The sequence below is a fragment of the Kribbella sp. NBC_01484 genome (assembly GCF_036227145.1).
GTDB lineage: Bacteria > Actinomycetota > Actinomycetes > Propionibacteriales > Kribbellaceae > Kribbella.
Window position 1 is genome coordinate 5,271,979 of record NZ_CP109437.1, and the last position, 16,146, is coordinate 5,288,124.

A 16,146-nucleotide genomic window follows, 5' to 3' on the forward strand; every position below is an offset into this window, starting at 1 on the left:
CGTGATCGCTGTACGTATCGGGTTGGCCGCCCTCTTCCTGATGCTGGCCGTGACCGTGCAGACCTCGGTGCTGTCCAACATCGCGGTCGCCGGCGTCACCTGCGACCTCACGCTGATCGTCGTGATCGCGCTGGGGTTGTCGCGTGGGCCGGAATGGGGAGCGATCGCCGGCTTCGCCGGGGGTCTGCTGCTGGACGTCGTACCACCGGCCGATCACACGGCGGGGCGCTGGGCGTTGTCCCTCGCGATCGCCGGGTACGTCGCGGGTCTGATCCGCCGTGAGACGTCCACCGGTCCGGTCGGGCCGCTCGCCGTCGCGCTGACCGTCGTACTCGGCACCGCGGTCTCCCTGTTCCTGTACTCGGCCACGGGTTCGCTGCTGCATGACCCGTCCGTCGTCTGGGGCGAGTTCGGCGTCCGCCTCGGCATCGCCGCGGGGTACGACGTGGTCGGCGCGATCGTGGTGATCCCGCTCGTCATGTGGGTCCTGGGTCGCGTGGTTCCAGCGCGCGAACGCAGCAGACGAGTGGTGCCATGAGTTGGGACGGGTTCGAGGCTCCGCTCAAGGCACGGCTGCGGTTGTTCGTGATCGGAGTGCTGGTTTTCTCCTTGCTGTGCACGCTGTTCGGGCGGCTCTGGTACATGCAGGTGATGTCCAACGCGGACTACAGCCAGGCGGCGACGCAGAACCACACCCGCCAGGTGCTGGTGCCGGCGCCGCGCGGCACGATCGTTGACTCGCAGGGCCGGACGCTGGTCGGCAACCGGGTGTCGCTGGTCATCACCGTCGACCGCTCGGTGCTCGCAAAACTCCCGGACAGCCAGCAGAACGTCGTGATCACGCGGCTCGCGAAAGTGCTCAGGCAGAAGCCGAAGGACCTCAAAGCACGCACCATGCTGTGCGGTGAGCCCCGCGCGTCGAAACCACCCGCCTGCTGGAACGGGACGCCGTACCAGCCGATTCCGGTGGCGAAGGACGTCAGCGAGCAGATCGCGATCGAGGTGATGGAACGCCGCGAGGACTTCCCCGGGATCGCCGCCGAGTCGCAGACACTGCGCGCGTACCCGGCGCCGTACCACGTGAACGCGGCCCACATCCTCGGCTATCTCTCGCCGATCACGACCGAAGAGCTCGAGGACCTGGACAAGGCCGGACAGGACTCGGTCCCGCACCGCTCGGACCTCGTCGGCCGGGCCGGTGTCGAGCGCACGTACGACCAGCTGCTCCGCGGGACGCCGGGCGTGAAGGACGTCATCGTCGACGCGGTCGGATACACCACCGGCATCCAGAAGCAGACCGCTCCGGTGCCGGGCGCGACCCTGGTGACCACGATCGACGCGCGGATCCAGGCGTCCGTCGAGACCCAGTTGAAGAACGCGATCATGACCGCGCGGAAGCAGTACGACCCGATCACCAAGAAGAAGTACGTCGCCGACTCCGGTGCCGCGGTCGTGATGGACACCAAGACCGGCCGGATCGTCTCGATGGCGAGCTACCCGAGCTACGACCCGGGAGTCTGGGTCGGCGGCATCAGCCAGCGCGAGCTGGATGCGCTGTATTCAACCAAGTCGGGCACGCCGTTGGTCTCCCGCGCACTGCAGGCTCAGCTCGCCCCGGGGTCGACGTTCAAGCCGATCACCACCTCGGCCGCACTCGGCGCCGGGTACAGCCCGAAGACCCGGCTCGACTGCTCGCCGTACTTCGAGGTCGGCAACCGCCGCTTCAAGAACTACGAGTCCGCGTCGTACGGGATGATCGGCTTCGACCAGGCGCTCGCGCTGTCGTGCGACACGTTCTTCTACCGGATCGCCTACGCGCTCTGGCTCAAAGAGGGCGGCAACTCGAGCGACATCAGCACGCACGACCCGCTGGTCGAGATGGCGCAGAAGTTCGGCCTCGGTAAGCCGACCGGGGTCGACCTGCCCGGGGAGGTGAGCGGCCGGATCGCGGACCGGAAATGGAAGAAGACCTACTACGACTCGCAGAAGGACTACTACTGCAAGCTGGCGAGCAAACCGCCGGCCGGGACGTCGGCGTTCCTGAAGCAGTTCTCCCGCGAGTTCTGTGTCGACGGCTACAAGTATCGCGCCGGTGACGCGGTGAACTTCGCGATCGGTCAGGGCGACACCACGGTCACCCCGCTGCAACTCGCGACGGTCTACGCGGCCCTCTCGAACGGCGGCACCGTGTACGAGCCGCGCGTGGTCCAGTCCTGGATCGGCGCGAACGGCAAGTCACACGAGATCAAGCCGACGGTGAAGACGAAGCTGCCGGTCCCGAAGAGCACGCTGACCTACATCGACCGCGCGCTGCAGCAGACGGTCAAGACCGGTACGGCGGCGTGGAAGTTCGTCGGCTTCCCGGTCGACCAGGTGCCGGTCCGGGCCAAGACCGGTACGGCGGAGGTCTACGGCAAGCAGACCACCTCGTGGCTGGCGTCGTACACGGATCGCTATGCCGTGGTGATGATGATCAGCCAGGCCGGCACCGGTTCGGGCGCCGGCGGTGACGCGGTCCGCAAGATCTACGAGACCCTGTACAACATCAAGCCGGTGCCGCCCGCCGGCCAGACCAAGCCGAAGCAGTGAGGGCCCGAGCATGGCAATGCTGAGCCCGATCCGGACCCGGCCGCGGATGGATCGACGGTCGACGTTTTGGCAGGTGGACTGGGTCCTCGTGCTCGGTGTCGTCGCGCTGTCGTTCATCGGCGCGATGCTGATCTGGTCCGCGACGCACGCCCGCACGTCGCTCACCGACGGGAACCAGTACGCGTTCCTGGTCCGGCACGCGATGAACTTCGCGATCGGCCTGATGCTCGCGATCGGCGCCGCGATCACCGACCACCGCCGGGTCCGCATCCTCGCCCCGGTCCTGTACGCCGCCTCGATCGTCGGCCTGGTCCTGGTCCTGGTGCCCGGGGTCGGCGCGGTGATCAACGGATCGCGGTCGTGGATCCAATTGCCGTGGATGTCGATCCAGCCGAGCGAGTTCGCCAAGCTCGCGGTGATCGTCGGGATGGCACTGCTGATCGCGGAGAAGGGGGAGACCGACCGCAACGAGACCGCCCGGACGATCGACGTCGCGCAGGCGATCGCGGTCGCCGCCGTGCCGGTGGTCCTGGTGATGCTGCAGCCCGACCTCGGCACGGTGATGGTGCTGGGCTCGATCGTGTTCGGGATCGTCGCGGTGTCCGGCGTACCGAAGCGATGGATGCTCGGCCTGCTCACCGCGGGGGTGGTGGTCGCGGCGATCGCGATCAAGCTGCAGGTGCTGAAGCAGTACCAGCTGTCCCGGTTCATCGCGTTCGCGAACCCGTCCTCGGACCCGCAGGGGATCGGGTACAACGTGAACCAGGCCCGGATCGCGATCGGCAACGGCGGGGTCTTCGGCCAGGGGCTGTTCCACGGCAGCCAGACGCAGAACGCGTTCGTCCCCGAGCAGCACACCGACTTCGTCTTCACGGTCGCAGGGGAGGAGCTCGGGCTGATCGGTGCCGGCACCATCATCGTGCTGTTCGCGGTGATCCTGTTCCGCGGGCTGCGAATCGCGACCAACGCGCGGGACGCGTTCGGCCGGCTGGTGGCGACCGGGATCGTCTGCTGGTTCGCGTTCCAGGCGTTCGAGAACATTGGGATGACGCTCGGGATCATGCCGGTTACCGGTCTGCCGCTGCCGTTCGTCTCGTACGGCGGTTCGTCGATGTTCGCCTGCCTGCTGGCCGTCGGCCTGTTGCAGAACATTCACCTCCGCTCACACCGCTTCTGACCAGTCTCTTCAGACAGAGCTGACATGTCAGATACTCTGCTGCCTGCCCGACTCTGCTGATGGCCGGGCCTTCGGCGCCGGCGCGGTCATGGGGCTTTGCCTCTCGGCCTTCGCTCGTCGCTCCGGTCGCTTCGCTCCCTGCGCTCCTCAGTCCAGTCCGAGAGGCCCCATGACTCTGCTGAATGCCGCGCCTCCGGCGCGGCGGGTCATGGGGCTTTGCCTCTCGGCCTTCCCTCGTCGCTCCGGTCGCTTCGCTCCCTGCACTCCTCAGTCCAGTCCGAGAGGCCCCATGACTCTGCTGAATGCCGCGCCTCCGGCGCGGCGGGTCATGGGGCTTTGCCTCTCGGCCTTCCCTCGTCGCTCCGGTCGCTTCGCTCCCTGCACTCCTCAGTCCAGTCCGAGAGGCCCCATGACCAGGTTTGTGTCGTTCCCGCTCGCTCTGGCTGCCGCCCTCGCCCTGTCCCTCACCGCCTGCGGTGGAGCTGACAAGAAGAGCGGATCGGCCGCCTCGACTCCGGCCGGGACGACACCGGCACCGAGTGTGACCCCGTCGGCACCGAGCGGTACGCCCGGCGAGTCGGTCACCCGGACGGCTGCCGAGCTCACCAAGGCCCTGCTCGTGCTGAGCGATCTCCCGACCGGGTTCACGCAGCAGAAGGACGAGCGGGACGACAACGCGAAACCGTTCTCGTCGCCGAGCAGCCGCTGCAAGACCCTGATCAAATACCTGAACGCCACCAAGGCCCCCGGGTCGAAAGCCAGCGTGACCCGGTCGTTCTCCGGCAGCCAGGAAGGCCCGTACATCGACTTCGGACTGGATTCGATGGGCACCGCGGACAAGGTCGCCGACCTTCAGGGCACCTACGAGGATGGCGTGGACTCCTGCTCGAAGGTCACGCTCAAGACCGAGGGCGTGGGCAGTACGTCGATGAAGGTCGAGAAGATCAGCGCGCCCCAGTTCGGCACCGGCCCGTTCGCGTTCCGCCTGACCGGCACCAGCGGCCCGAAGCGCGGTCTCGAGTACACGGTCGCCACCACCGGCGTCAACGACGTCGTCGTCTCAGTCGGCGTCCTGGCCGGCCAAGGTGAACTGGACGCCGCCACCGAAGCCGCCGTCACCAAGGCCCAACAGGTCCTCAAGGCCGCCTGACCGCCACCACGCCGTCTCTCACCCGGACAAGCGTCACCGGTCGGGCAGCGGCATGATCGTCGTACGGCGGTGATGTTCGAAGACCACCGAGCTGCGGATGTCGGCGATCTCCTGGCGTTTGGCCAGCGCGAGGACGAGGTCGCGCAGTGCCTGGGTGTCCTTGACCGCGACGTGGGCGAGGAAGTCGGAGGCGCCGGACACCATGAACATCGCCAGCGTCTCGGGCAGTTCGTTGACGTAGTCCTGGAAGGCGACGGCGACGGCCATCGCCTGCGGGCGCAGCTTGATCGAGATGATCGCCTGGGTGGACCGGTCGATCGCAGTCAGATCGACCTCCGCGTGGTACCCGCTGATCACGCCGCGGTCGCGCAGGCCGCGGATCCGCTCCAGACAGGTCGACGGCGCGATCCCGAGCTCGGCCGCCATGTCGCGGTTGGTCCGGCGGGCGTCGTTCTGCAGCATCCGCAGCAGCGCCGTATCAAGTTCGTCCATGGGGGGAAGTTTCCCAGATCTGCCGAACGATGTTCGGAGCAGCGAGCGGATGCCCGTGCGGCAGGCTAGCTTTACCGCCGTGCAGACGAACAAGATGGTCGTGGTGATCGCGGCCGAAGCACCGGTTGGCGTCGCCCTCAACACCGCCGCCCTGCTCGGGGTCGGCCTCGGCCACCACCACCACGACAACGTGGTCGGCTCGGACACCGCGGACGCCTCCGGCGAGCTGCACTCCGGGATGTGCGCCCACCCGATCCCCGTACTGCGGGCCTCCGCCGAGCAACTCCACGAACTCCGCACCCAAGCAGCCGCGCGCGACGGGGTCACCGTGCACGACATGCACCAGATCGCCCAGCAAGCGCGCACCTACGACCAGATGTCCACCACCCTCAGTGGCACCAAGCCTGAAGACATCGAGTACCTCGGCGTCGCCCTGTACGGAGCGCGCCCGGTCGTCGACTCCCTCACGGGCGCGCTGTCGCTTTATCGCTAGCGGACTCGGCCGACTCAGAAGAAGAGGTCGGCGAAGCGCCGTAGTTCTTCCACGTCCAAGCCGTGCTCGAACCCCACGACGAGTTCGTGGACCCCGGCGTCCTCGAAGGCGGCGATCCGTTCCCGGATCGTCGACTCGGTGCCGATCAGGCCGTACGAGGCGAGATCGCCGGGGAACGCGAACTCGGCTCCGGCGGGGACTCTCGCCCGGGCCTCCGCGTCCGAGGCGCCCAGGATGTACGACGTCGTCGCGGTCCGCCGGATGTCGTCGTACGGGCGTCCGACGTCGGCGCAGTGCTTGCGCAGTACGTCGTACTTGTGCCGCAGGACCTTGGGGGAGTCGATGATGTTCGACGCGTCGGCCCAGCGTGCCACGGTCCGTAGGGTCTTCTGCTCACCGGCGCCCGCGACCAGTACCGGGATGTGCGGTTGCTGGATCCCCTTCGGCTGATTGAGTCCGCCGGAGGCGCGGTAGTACCTGCCCTCGAAGTCGACCGACTCCTCGGTCCAGAACCGGCGGATCAACTGCACCGCCTCGTCCAACCGGCGCAACCGGTCGCCGGCTGAGCCGAAGTCGTACCCGTAGCCGAGGTAGTCCGGCTCGTACCAGCCGGCGCCGATCCCGAAGATCACCCGTCCGTTGCTGACGATGTCGATCGTGGACGCGATCTTCGCCTGCAGCGCGGGGTTGCGGTAGCTGTTCGAGGTCACCAACGGGCCGAGCCGGATCCGGTCGGTCGCGGCCGCGAGCGCGGTGATCATCGTCCAGGCCTCGAACACCGGTGCCTGCGAGGGCGGGATCGGATGCAGGTGGTCGGGAACGTAGACGGCGTGGAACCCGAGCTCGTCCGCGGCCTGGGCCACCGCGGTGATCCGGCGGAATGCGTCGGCGGGGTCGAGGCCGGCGAGCTCGCCGGCGAATCCGGAGGGCAGGAACACACTGAAGCTGGTCATGGCAGCCTTTCCGTGAACGGTTTGCGTGTATCGACCGGTCGGGATGCGGAAAGGAATCGGTCCATCCTCCGTAAGGTGGGGGTATGCGACTCAACTACGAGGCGACAGGCCCCGCCGACACACCGGTGGTCCTGCTGGGACCGTCACTCGGGGCGACGACCGCGATGTGGGCGCCGCAGCTCGAGGTCCTGTCACAGCGATTCCGGGTGGTGGCGTTCGACCACCGCGGGCACGGCAAGTCCGAGGTGCCGACTGGGCCGTACACGATCGACGATCTCGGTGGCGACGTGATCGAGTTACTCGACGGCCTCGAGGTCGAGCAGGCGTCGTACGTCGGGATCTCGCTGGGCGGCGCGGTGGGGCTGTGGCTCGCGCAGAACGCGCCCGAGCGGTTCCATCGGTTCGTGCTGTTGTGCCCGCCGGCGAACCCGGCCGCGAACGCGCAGATGTGGACCGACCGTGCGGCGCAGGTCCGGGCCGAGGGGACGAAGTCGATCACCGACGCGACGCTGGGGCGGTGGTTCCTGCCCGAGTTCGCCGACCTCGCCCCCGTCCGCCAGATGCTGCTCGACACTCCTGATGAGGGGTACGCCGCCTGCTGCGAGGCACTGGGGTCGACCAACCTCCTGCCGGGCCTGGCCGACATCACGGCTCCGGTCCTCCTCATCACGACCGACTCCGACACGTCCATCCCGCCGGAGACCGTCGTACCCCTCGCCACGCAGATCCCCGGCGCCCACCTCGAGATCATCGAGAACGCCGCCCACCTCGTCACCTACTCCCACCCGGTCGTCATCAACCCGCTGCTGCTCACTCACCTCGGCTGAGCGCGCGATTCCGGCGTACGGGAGGGGCGGCGTTAGTCTGGTAGGCGCTCTGCTCCTCGACCGGAAGTGCCCGATGACTGTCGAATCGCTGTTCCCGCGCCTGGAGGCGTTACTGCCTAGCGTGCAGAAGCCGATCCAGTACGTCGGAGGTGAGCTGAACTCGGTCAGCAAGGACTGGGACGCGGTCAGCGTGCGCTGGGCGCTGATGTACCCGGACGCGTACGAGGTCGGCCTGCCGAACCAGGGCGTCCAGATCCTCTACGAGGTGCTGAACGAGCGCGACCACATCCTGGCCGAGCGGACGTACTCCGTCTGGCCGGACATGGAGCAGGTGATGCGGGACCACAAGATCCCGCAGTTCACGCTGGACAGTCACCGGCCGGTCCGGGCGTTCGACGTGTTCGGGCTGTCGTTCTCGACCGAGCTCGGCTACACCAACATGCTGACCGCGCTCGACCTGGCCGGGATCCCGCTGTACGCCGTCGACCGGACCGACGAGGACCCGATCGTGCTGGCCGGTGGGCACGCCGCGTTCAACCCCGAGCCGATCGCCGACTTCATCGACGCCGCAGTCCTCGGTGACGGCGAGGAGATCGTGCTGGCCATCTCGGACGTGATCCGGGAGTGGAAGGACGAGGGCAGCCCGGGCGGACGCGACGAGGTGCTGATGCGGCTGGCCGCGTCCGGTGGCGTCTACATCCCGAAGTTCTTCACGGTCGAGTACCTGACCGATGGCCGGATCAAGCGGGTCGCCCCGAACCGTCACGGCGTCCCGTGGCGGACGGCCAAGCACACCGTGATGGACCTCGACGCTTGGCCGTACCCGAAGAAGCCGCTGGTTCCGCTGGCCGAGACCGTGCACGAGCGGTACTCGGTGGAGATCTTCCGCGGCTGCACCCGCGGCTGCCGGTTCTGCCAGGCCGGCATGATCACCCGGCCGGTGCGCGAGCGCAGCATCACCACGATCGGCGACATGGTGGAGAACGGGCTGAAGCAGTCCGGGTTCGAGGAGGTTGGCCTGCTCAGCCTGTCCTCGGCCGACCACAGCGAGATCGCCGAAGTGGCGAAGGGGCTGGGCGACCGGTACGAGGGCAGCAACGTCTCGTTGTCGTTGCCTTCGACAAGGGTCGACGCGTTCAACATCACGCTGGCGAACGAGTTCTCCCGCAACGGCCGGCGCAGCGGCCTGACCTTCGCGCCCGAGGGCGGGTCGGACCGGATGCGCAAGGTGATCAACAAGATGGTCAGCGAGGAGGACCTGATCCGCACGGTCGCGGCGGCGTACAGCCACGGCTGGCGGCAGGTGAAGCTGTACTTCATGTGCGGCCTGCCGACCGAGACCGACGAGGACGTGCTGGCGATCGCCGACCTGGCCAAGCGGGTGATCGCCACCGGCCGTAAGGTCTCCGGCCGCAACGACATCCGCTGCACCGTGTCGATCGGTGGGTTCGTGCCGAAGCCGCACACGCCGTTCCAGTGGGCCTCGCAGCTCGGCGTCGAGGAGACCGACGCCCGGCTGGCCAAGCTGGGCGCGGCGATCCGGTCGGACCGGAAGTACGCGAAGGCGATCGGCTTCCGCTACCACGACGGCAAGCCCGGCATCATCGAGGGCCTGCTGTCCCGCGGCGACCGCCGGGTCGGCCGGATCATCGAGGCGGTCTGGCGCGACGGCGGCCGGTTCGACGGCTGGAGCGAGCACTTCTCGTACGAGCGCTGGGTCGAGTCCGCCGAGAAGGCGCTGGCCGACGAGCCGGTCGACCTGACCTGGTACACCACGCGAGAGCGCGAGTACGCCGAAGTCCTGCCCTGGGACCACCTTGACTCGGGCCTGGACCGCGACTGGCTGTGGGAGGACTGGCAGGACTCGCTCGAGGAGGACGGCGCGATCGAGGTCGAGGACTGCCGCTGGACTCCGTGCTTCGACTGCGGCGTCTGCCCGCAGATGGGCACCGAGATTCAGATCGGCCCCACCGGCAAGAAGCTCCTGCCCCTGTCTGTGGTCTGACTTGGGGCCCGCGGTCGGCGCGGGCCCCGAGCCGTCAGTTGCAGTAGTACGCCGGAGTGGGCGTCGTCTCGGTCTGGTCTTGCCAGTGGGCTACGCCGACGTAGTAGCCGCAGCCGGTGCCCTCGTCGAACCAGGCGCCGCCACCCGAGTACGCATACGTCTCGGCGACCGTGGTGAACGGGCCGGTGGCGCTCGGGCCCTTCTGCAGCTCGACCCGGACCTCGGTGACGCTGTTCGAACAGCCCTCCAGCCCGACCGCGACGTACAGCATCAGCGCGCTGTACCCGACGGACTGCGCCGTCACCAGGTCACAAGCCTGCGTCCCCGCGGTCGACGCCTGGGCCGGCGTCCCCATCACCATCCCGGCCGCAACCGCCGCCGTGGCTGCCACAGCCCCAACAAGCTTCCGCATCCGTATATCCCTCCGGTTGGAAATTTACAGAGGGTCAGCAGAATAGGTCACTCGGTTACCGCGGTCGACCCTTTCGATCCCACGGAAAGAAGCAGCTCGCTGAGCAACACCTCGTCAGCGCTGCCCAGAACCAGGTCGGCCGCCGCGACGGCGACCGCATCCACGAACGGGTTGGGGATCGCGACCGCCACCATCCCGGCCGCCTGCGCCGCCGCGACCCCGTGCGCGGTGTCCTCGACCGCGATCGCCTCGTCACCCGGTACGCCGAGACGACGCAAGGCCAGCAGATAGATCGCCGGATCGGGTTTGTGGGCCTCGACCTCGTCCCCGGTGACGACCAGATCGAAGAGCTCGACCGCGTCCACGCGCTCCAGATGACCCTGCACCCACGGACGCGGTGAGCTGCTCGCGATCGCGACCTTCAGACCCAGCTCCCGCGCCGTCATCACCCACGCGCGGATCCCGGGCCGGAAGTCGAGGTCCTGGTGCATCGCCTTCCGGTGGGCGGTGCGGCGGGCGTGGCTCGCGGCACGATCGAAGCCGGAGCCGACCGCGGCCGCCAGGACGGCGTACCGATCCTCGGTGATGTCACCGCCATGCCCGGGCCAGAACTCGTCGAGCTCCAGCTCGAGCCCGTGATGCGCCCACTCGGCCCGCCAGCTCTCCACCATCGTGGTCTCGGTGTCCATCAACAGCCCGTCGAAGTCGAACACCACAGCCCGAACGTCGACCGGCACCAGGCGGGTCGCGAGCCGGTGGATCTCGGCCTCGGTCAGCCCGCACCAGGTCAGATACCCGCGGACGTCGCCGTACGCGCGATCGAGGTGGTCGAGCGAGGCCAGAATGGTCTCCGGCCGGGAGCGGGACATCTCGGGGCCGTTCTGCAGACCGAGCCGGGCTTCACTGAGCGCGTAGTCCTCGGCGATGACGGCCCGCGCCACGCCGACCAGGTCGAGCAGGATGGCGATCATCAAGCCGGTGCGGTCCTTGCCCGCGCGGCAATGCACCACGACCGGCCGGTCGGCCGGCGCCTCCGCAACGGCCCGGAAGGCCCGTGCGATGTGCTCCTTGTTGCGCGTGAGGCTGCCGCGGTAGATGTCCGCGATGCCCGCCTCGGCGGACGCGTCGCGGGCCGCATCGGCGACCGGATCGATCCAGGGAATGCGCTGGTACGACGATGAGCCGTCGAGCAGATGTGGTTGCCTGATCTCCCCATCGGAGCGCAGATCGAGAACCAGTCCGGCACCTACGGCATCGAAAGCAGCCCGACCGTCGGCCTCCAGGTCGTCGAGCGATTCCGAACGGAACAGCGCCCGCTCGCGGGTCGGTACGCCGTATCGGGTCGGAAGGCCGCCAAGGTCACGCGCATTCGGACTCCACACGCGTGTCAGCTTAGGACAACACCTCCTAGGGACTCGTAGTCGTGCCAGCTACCGTCGTATGCCTTGTGGTACAGGGCCGAGTCCATCCCGACCGCGAAGACGTCGAGTCGGTCCGGGCCCCAGGAGACCACTGAGCCGGCCGGTCTGGGCCGAACCGCAACCGCCAGTTCGAGCCAGCCGGCCAACGCGGCGATGTTCATCCGGAGGATCTCGGCGGCCAGCGACCAGTCGATGAAGTTCAGCGTGTCGTTCGCCGAGTGGATGTGGCCGTTCGCGCTGTCCGCGCCTTCGATCGTCAGCACGGCCGGGACCCCGGCGTTGATGAACGGCACATGGTCGCTGGCGAACGGGTTCAGCGACGTGTCCACCTTCAGCCCGGTGTACGTCGCGGCCGCCGTCGCCAGGGCCGTCATCTGACTCGACGACACGGGCGCACCTTCGAGCAACACGGTCGGCATCGCGGTGTTCCGGGTCGCGATCATGTCCATGTTCAGCACGGCCCGGACGCGGGATCGCTCGGCCGGCGGCAGCGCGGCGACGTACTGCTTGCTGCCGAACAGTCCCTCCTCCTCGCCACCGAAGAGGATCAGTCGTACGTCGTGCTGCCACGACCGCGTCGACAACAGCCGGCCGAGCTCGAGCACGCCGGCCGAGCCGCTCCCGTTGTCGTCCGCGCCAGGGGCGGCCGCGGCCGGACCGCCGGCGATGTTGATCGAGTCCAGGTGGGCCGTGACGATCACGAGTCCACGGGTGGATCCGGCCCCGGCCCGATCGCCGATCAGGTTCGCCGAATGGCCCGCGCCCACGGTGATCGGCATCCGGCTCACGGTGTAGCCGAGGGCAACCATTCGGTCCGCTGCGAAGTCCATCGCCTGCGTGAACGTCGTACTCAGCGAGTGCCGGGTCGGCAGACTCGCCAACCAGGTCAGGTCCGACTGGTACGACGCGGGCGACAGTTCACCGACGAGCGCCGCGACGGCCGGATCGGCCCGGGCCGCGGAGACGATCGGATTGTCGACAATCGTCGTACCGGCGCGGAGGTGTTCGACCCGCCAGCAGTGGTTCGACCGGCGGCGGGGTTTGTCGGCGGACGAGATCACCAGGTGCCGGCCGCGGTCGAGCAGCGGCGTGACATCGGGGTAGTCGTCCTGGAAGCTCCGGCCCACCTGCGTGACGAGCAGCAGGCCGGGTGCGGTCCGGGAGGCCCGGCCGAGGCGTTGGTCGGCCGGCACCCAGAGGATGGTCTTGTCGCCGAACCGCGCCGACTGCGCCCCATCGGCGGCATCGGCAGTCGGTACGACGAGATATCGCACAGGTGCTGTAGTCATGTCAGTTCTGCCAGTTGATCTCTAGGCGGTCGGGCTCGGACTTGACGATTTGGCCGGTGCTCCCGGAGCCTCGGTCCAGCCGGCCGCTGGCGTCCCAGCGGCCGGCCGGGCGGGCTTCGGGGGCGTCGCCCCGGCCGATCGCGTACTCGATCAGCGTGCCGTCGGGGCCGAACTCCACCCCCCGCCGGCCGCGGGCCGGCGGGAAGGCGAAGTCGTCGCGGCGATAGACGCTGATCCCGTCGTGGTCCTCCTCGAACGAGTGCGTCCACCGCCCGACCGGTTCGGTGCTCAGACTCCCACCGCCTGTCCGCTGGGTGTCGTCGCCGGCATCGACTCGGGGATGGTCACCCTGAAGTCGCTGATGACGCCGCCGAGCGGTTCGTACCCGGTGACCGACGGTCCCCAGTTCGAGCCGTCCCACCACTTGTGCCAGAGCTGCTTGTCGGTGCCGGTGACGAAGACGTCCAGCCGGTTCTGGTCCCACGAGACCACACGTGGCTCGTCGGTGCAGACACCGCCCATGTACTCGTAGCCGGTGACCGACGGTCCCCACGCGGACCCGTCCCACCACTTGTGGTACAGCGCGGAGTCGGTGCCGAGCAGGAACACGTCCAGCCGGTCCGAGCCCCACGAGACGACCGTCGGCGCCGTCGTGCACACGCCGCCCATGTACTCCCAGCCCGACCAGGCCGAGCCGTCCCACCACTTGTGGTACAGCGCGGAATCGGTGCCGATGACGAACATGTCGAGCCGGTTCTCGCCCCAGGCGACGACCCGCGGTGGCGAAGCGCAGACGCCACCGAGGTACTCGTAGCCGGTGACCGACGGTCCCCAGTTCGCCCCGTCCCACCACTTGTGGTAGACCGCGTTGTCGGTGCCGAGCACGAAGACATCCAGCCTGTCTTTGCCCCAGGCAACGACTTCGGGCGGGCTCATGCAGATGCCGCCCATGTACTCGTAGCCGGTGACACTCGGTCCCCAGTTCGAGCCGTCCCACCACTTGTGGTACAGCGCGCGGTCGGTGCCGAGGACGAAGGCATCCAGCCGGTTCGGGCCCCAGGTGGCCAGCCGCGGCGGGCTCATGCAGACGCCGCCGAGATACTCGTAGCCGGTGACGCTCGGTCCCCAGTTCGAGCCGTCCCACCACTTGTGGTACAGCGCGTGATCGGTGCCGAGGACGAAGGCGTCCAGCCGGTTCGGCGCCCAGGACGCGACTTCAGGAGCACTCATACAGATACCACCCATGTACTCGTAACCGGCGACGGACGGTCCCCAGGCCGATCCGTTCCACCACTTGTGATACATCGCCAGGTCGGTGCCGAGGACGAACGCGTCGAGCCGGTTCGCGCCCCACGCCACCACCGAGCCGGCCGGTTCCGGCGTACTGGAGCCACTGCCGAAGATCGGCAGACCCTTGCGCACGGTGTCCAGGCAGGCCTGCATCCGGGCCACCTGGTCGTTGGTGAACATCACCATGCCGCGGTCGTCCGTGTAGTCCATGTAGTCGTAGAACAGGTCGCCGTTCGGCCCGTTGCTGCAGGTCACGTGCGGGAACGTCGGTACGCCGAAGTTCGGGCCGGCCGCGTTCGGGGTGTCTGCGCACTCGTCGCTGCCGCTGCAGCCACTGCCGTCGTCGCCCCAGATGTGGAACAGGTTCAGGTAGTGGCCGACCTCGTGGGTCGCGCTCCGGCCCAGGTCGAACGGTGCGGCCGCCGTACCGTTGGTGCCGAACCCGCTGTGCAGGATGACCACGCCGTCGGTGTTCGCCGGACCGCCCGGGAACTGGGCGTACCCGAGCAGGCCGCCGCCGAGCGGGCAGACCCAGAGGTTCAGGTACCGGTCGGTCGGCCACGGGTCGATGCCGCCGGTCGCCGACGACTTCACCTTGTCGTCGGTGCCGAAACTCGTCGAACTGGTCTGGGTCCGGGTGACACCGGTGGTCGGGTTCCCGTTCGGGTCCTCGGTCGCCAGGAAGAACTCGACCCGGGTGTCCGCGATCAGGCCGCTGAAGACCGGCGGCACGATGCTCGTGTCGGGGTTGGTGGCCCGGTAGTCGCGGTTCAGGACGTCGATCTGGCTGTCGATCTGGGCTTGCGAGATGTTCTGGGCCGCAGTGTTCCAGACCACGTGCACGACACACGGGATGCGGGCGATCCCGCTGAAGCGGTCCGGTCCGGAGACGTAGCCGATCGTCGCGGTCTCGATGGCCGACCGGGCCGCGGCGTACCCCGGTGACGTCGTCAGCAGCCGCCGGTGCACATCCATCACACCGCACTGCCGCTGGGTCGGGAACTCGGTGCGCCCGTCCGCGCCGCTCATACCGGCACCACCGGCCTTGCCGCCGCCACTCATGCCGGCACCACCGGCCTTGCCGCCGCCACTCATGCCGTCGCCGGCCGGTTGGCCGCCGCCCGACATTCCTGCTCCACTGGGCTGGCCGCCGCTCATGTCGGCGGCGCCCGAGGCCGGTGCTCCGGTCATTCCGGACATCGGCATGCCGTTCGCCGCGGGCTGTCCGTTCGCGACCTGCTCGGCGGCCGGCACCTCACCCGGCATCCGGTGGTCGTCATCGCGGTGCTTGTCCGCTCGCCCGTTGGCCTTTCTCGGCATCTCTCCCCCTTCCAGCGGGGGCGCACGAGCGGGTCGGAACCGCGCACGGTCCCGGACCGAAGAGGTTCTTCCCCCAGCCCGCCCTTTCGATCGAAGGCGGCACGTCCCGCCTCCCCCCACCGAGCAGTCGGCCCCCAAGTCACTGCTCACTATTTACCTTGCTCTCCTCACCGCCCGCGCACAACCCCTTCGCGCTGCGGACAGTGAAATCCGTCAAAACCCCTGTGAGCGTTGAAGATTTGCTTGAATCCTCAAGGGGAGCCCGAGGACCTACGCGGTGGCCGCCCCGAGGGGCTGTCGTCGGGGGTTGGGACAGGTGGTGGTGGGCTGCGACAGGTTATTTCGGCTCTCGTGTCGTTTCCGTGGGCGACTGGTCCTGGCGGTGTTGGAGACCGGTGTGCCCGGATCGTTGCTGGTGCGGACCTGGGGCACTCACCAACCCCACTGCCGCGTCATCACGGGTGCAGGTTTGAGCGTGACCGGTCGGGGCGGTGTCTGCTTGGTGAGTGGCCCAGATCCGCGCCACGGATCCGAACCGCCCCGTGGTGGTGACGTCGGTTCCGTGCGCTGCCCTCGCCGGCGCGATTCTCGGCCGGGGTGGATCGGAGCTGTGGTCGACGGCGGGATCGTCTTTGTGCACCGGATCCGTACGCCGAGGCGGTCGCCGTACGGATCTGGTGCACAAAGTGATCGGCCCGGACGAGGTGTGGCAGCCGGGCTGCTGTGCG

General features: G+C 68.4%; 14 protein-coding genes. 7 read left to right on the forward strand and 7 right to left on the reverse strand.

Features of this window, described 5'->3' with window-relative positions:
• Position 1: 1 nt before the first annotated feature.
• The 4 genes from mreD (at position 2) to OG555_RS26025 (ending at position 4,916) form a co-directional block, all read left to right on the forward strand.
• Positions 2 to 538: a rod shape-determining protein MreD gene (gene mreD / locus OG555_RS26010; RefSeq protein ID WP_329475163.1), complete on the forward strand. Its 537-nt coding sequence runs from the start codon at positions 2 to 4 to the stop codon at positions 536 to 538.
• Positions 535 to 2,589: a penicillin-binding protein 2 gene (gene mrdA, locus OG555_RS26015; protein WP_329475164.1), complete on the forward strand. Its 2,055-nt coding sequence runs from the start codon at positions 535 to 537 to the stop codon at positions 2,587 to 2,589. The genes mreD and mrdA overlap by 4 nt, the downstream gene beginning before the upstream one ends.
• 10 nt (positions 2,590 to 2,599) lie before the next feature.
• Positions 2,600 to 3,766, forward strand: coding sequence for a rod shape-determining protein RodA (gene rodA / locus OG555_RS26020; RefSeq protein WP_329475165.1), 1,167 nt, complete (start codon positions 2,600 to 2,602; stop codon positions 3,764 to 3,766).
• A 409-nt stretch (positions 3,767 to 4,175) separates the two neighbouring features.
• Entirely contained in the window at positions 4,176 to 4,916 is a 741-nt protein-coding gene (locus tag OG555_RS26025; protein ID WP_329475166.1) for a hypothetical protein, read from the forward strand.
• A gap of 33 nt (positions 4,917 to 4,949) precedes the next feature.
• Here OG555_RS26025 and OG555_RS26030 read toward each other — a convergent pair whose 3' ends face one another.
• On the reverse strand, positions 4,950 to 5,408 hold the full coding sequence (locus tag OG555_RS26030; RefSeq protein WP_328522462.1) for an Lrp/AsnC family transcriptional regulator: 459 nt from the start codon (positions 5,406 to 5,408) through the stop codon (positions 4,950 to 4,952).
• A gap of 79 nt (positions 5,409 to 5,487) precedes the next feature.
• Here OG555_RS26030 and OG555_RS26035 point away from each other — a divergent pair, with 79 nt between their 5' ends.
• Complete coding sequence (locus OG555_RS26035) at positions 5,488 to 5,901, forward strand: DUF2000 domain-containing protein (RefSeq protein WP_329475167.1); 414 nt, start codon at positions 5,488 to 5,490, stop codon at positions 5,899 to 5,901.
• Positions 5,902 to 5,915: 14 nt separating this feature from the next.
• Here the strand turns inward: OG555_RS26035 and OG555_RS26040 are convergent, their stop codons facing one another.
• Positions 5,916 to 6,854, reverse strand: coding sequence for an LLM class F420-dependent oxidoreductase (locus OG555_RS26040; RefSeq protein ID WP_329475168.1), 939 nt, complete (start codon positions 6,852 to 6,854; stop codon positions 5,916 to 5,918).
• A gap of 83 nt (positions 6,855 to 6,937) precedes the next feature.
• On the opposite strand from OG555_RS26040, the gene pcaD reads away from it, so the two are divergent.
• Together pcaD and OG555_RS26050 are read left to right on the forward strand one after the other, a co-directional pair.
• Positions 6,938 to 7,681 (forward strand): 3-oxoadipate enol-lactonase, encoded by a 744-nt coding sequence (gene pcaD, locus OG555_RS26045; RefSeq protein WP_329475169.1) that lies wholly within the window; start codon positions 6,938 to 6,940, stop codon positions 7,679 to 7,681.
• A 73-nt stretch (positions 7,682 to 7,754) separates the two neighbouring features.
• Complete coding sequence (locus OG555_RS26050; RefSeq protein ID WP_329475170.1) at positions 7,755 to 9,686, forward strand: TIGR03960 family B12-binding radical SAM protein; 1,932 nt, start codon at positions 7,755 to 7,757, stop codon at positions 9,684 to 9,686.
• Positions 9,687 to 9,720: 34 nt separating this feature from the next.
• On the opposite strand, the gene OG555_RS26055 is transcribed toward OG555_RS26050, so the two are convergent.
• From OG555_RS26055 to OG555_RS26075, 5 genes are all read right to left on the reverse strand, one after another.
• Entirely contained in the window at positions 9,721 to 10,098 is a 378-nt protein-coding gene (locus OG555_RS26055; protein WP_329475171.1) for a hypothetical protein, read from the reverse strand.
• Between the two features lie 47 nt (positions 10,099 to 10,145).
• On the reverse strand, positions 10,146 to 11,480 hold the full coding sequence (locus OG555_RS26060) for an HAD-IA family hydrolase (protein WP_329475172.1): 1,335 nt from the start codon (positions 11,478 to 11,480) through the stop codon (positions 10,146 to 10,148).
• A gap of 5 nt (positions 11,481 to 11,485) precedes the next feature.
• A complete protein-coding gene (locus OG555_RS26065; RefSeq protein ID WP_329475173.1) occupies positions 11,486 to 12,808 on the reverse strand; it encodes a M28 family metallopeptidase in 1,323 nt (440 codons plus the stop codon).
• Between the two features lies 1 nt (position 12,809).
• The gene (locus OG555_RS26070; RefSeq protein WP_329475174.1) at positions 12,810 to 12,986 is read right to left on the reverse strand and encodes a hypothetical protein; all 177 of its coding nucleotides are present in this window, start codon (positions 12,984 to 12,986) and stop codon (positions 12,810 to 12,812) included.
• A gap of 110 nt (positions 12,987 to 13,096) precedes the next feature.
• Positions 13,097 to 15,418: a M43 family zinc metalloprotease gene (locus OG555_RS26075; RefSeq protein WP_329475175.1), complete on the reverse strand. Its 2,322-nt coding sequence runs from the start codon at positions 15,416 to 15,418 to the stop codon at positions 13,097 to 13,099.
• Between the last annotated feature and the right edge of the window lie 728 nt (positions 15,419 to 16,146).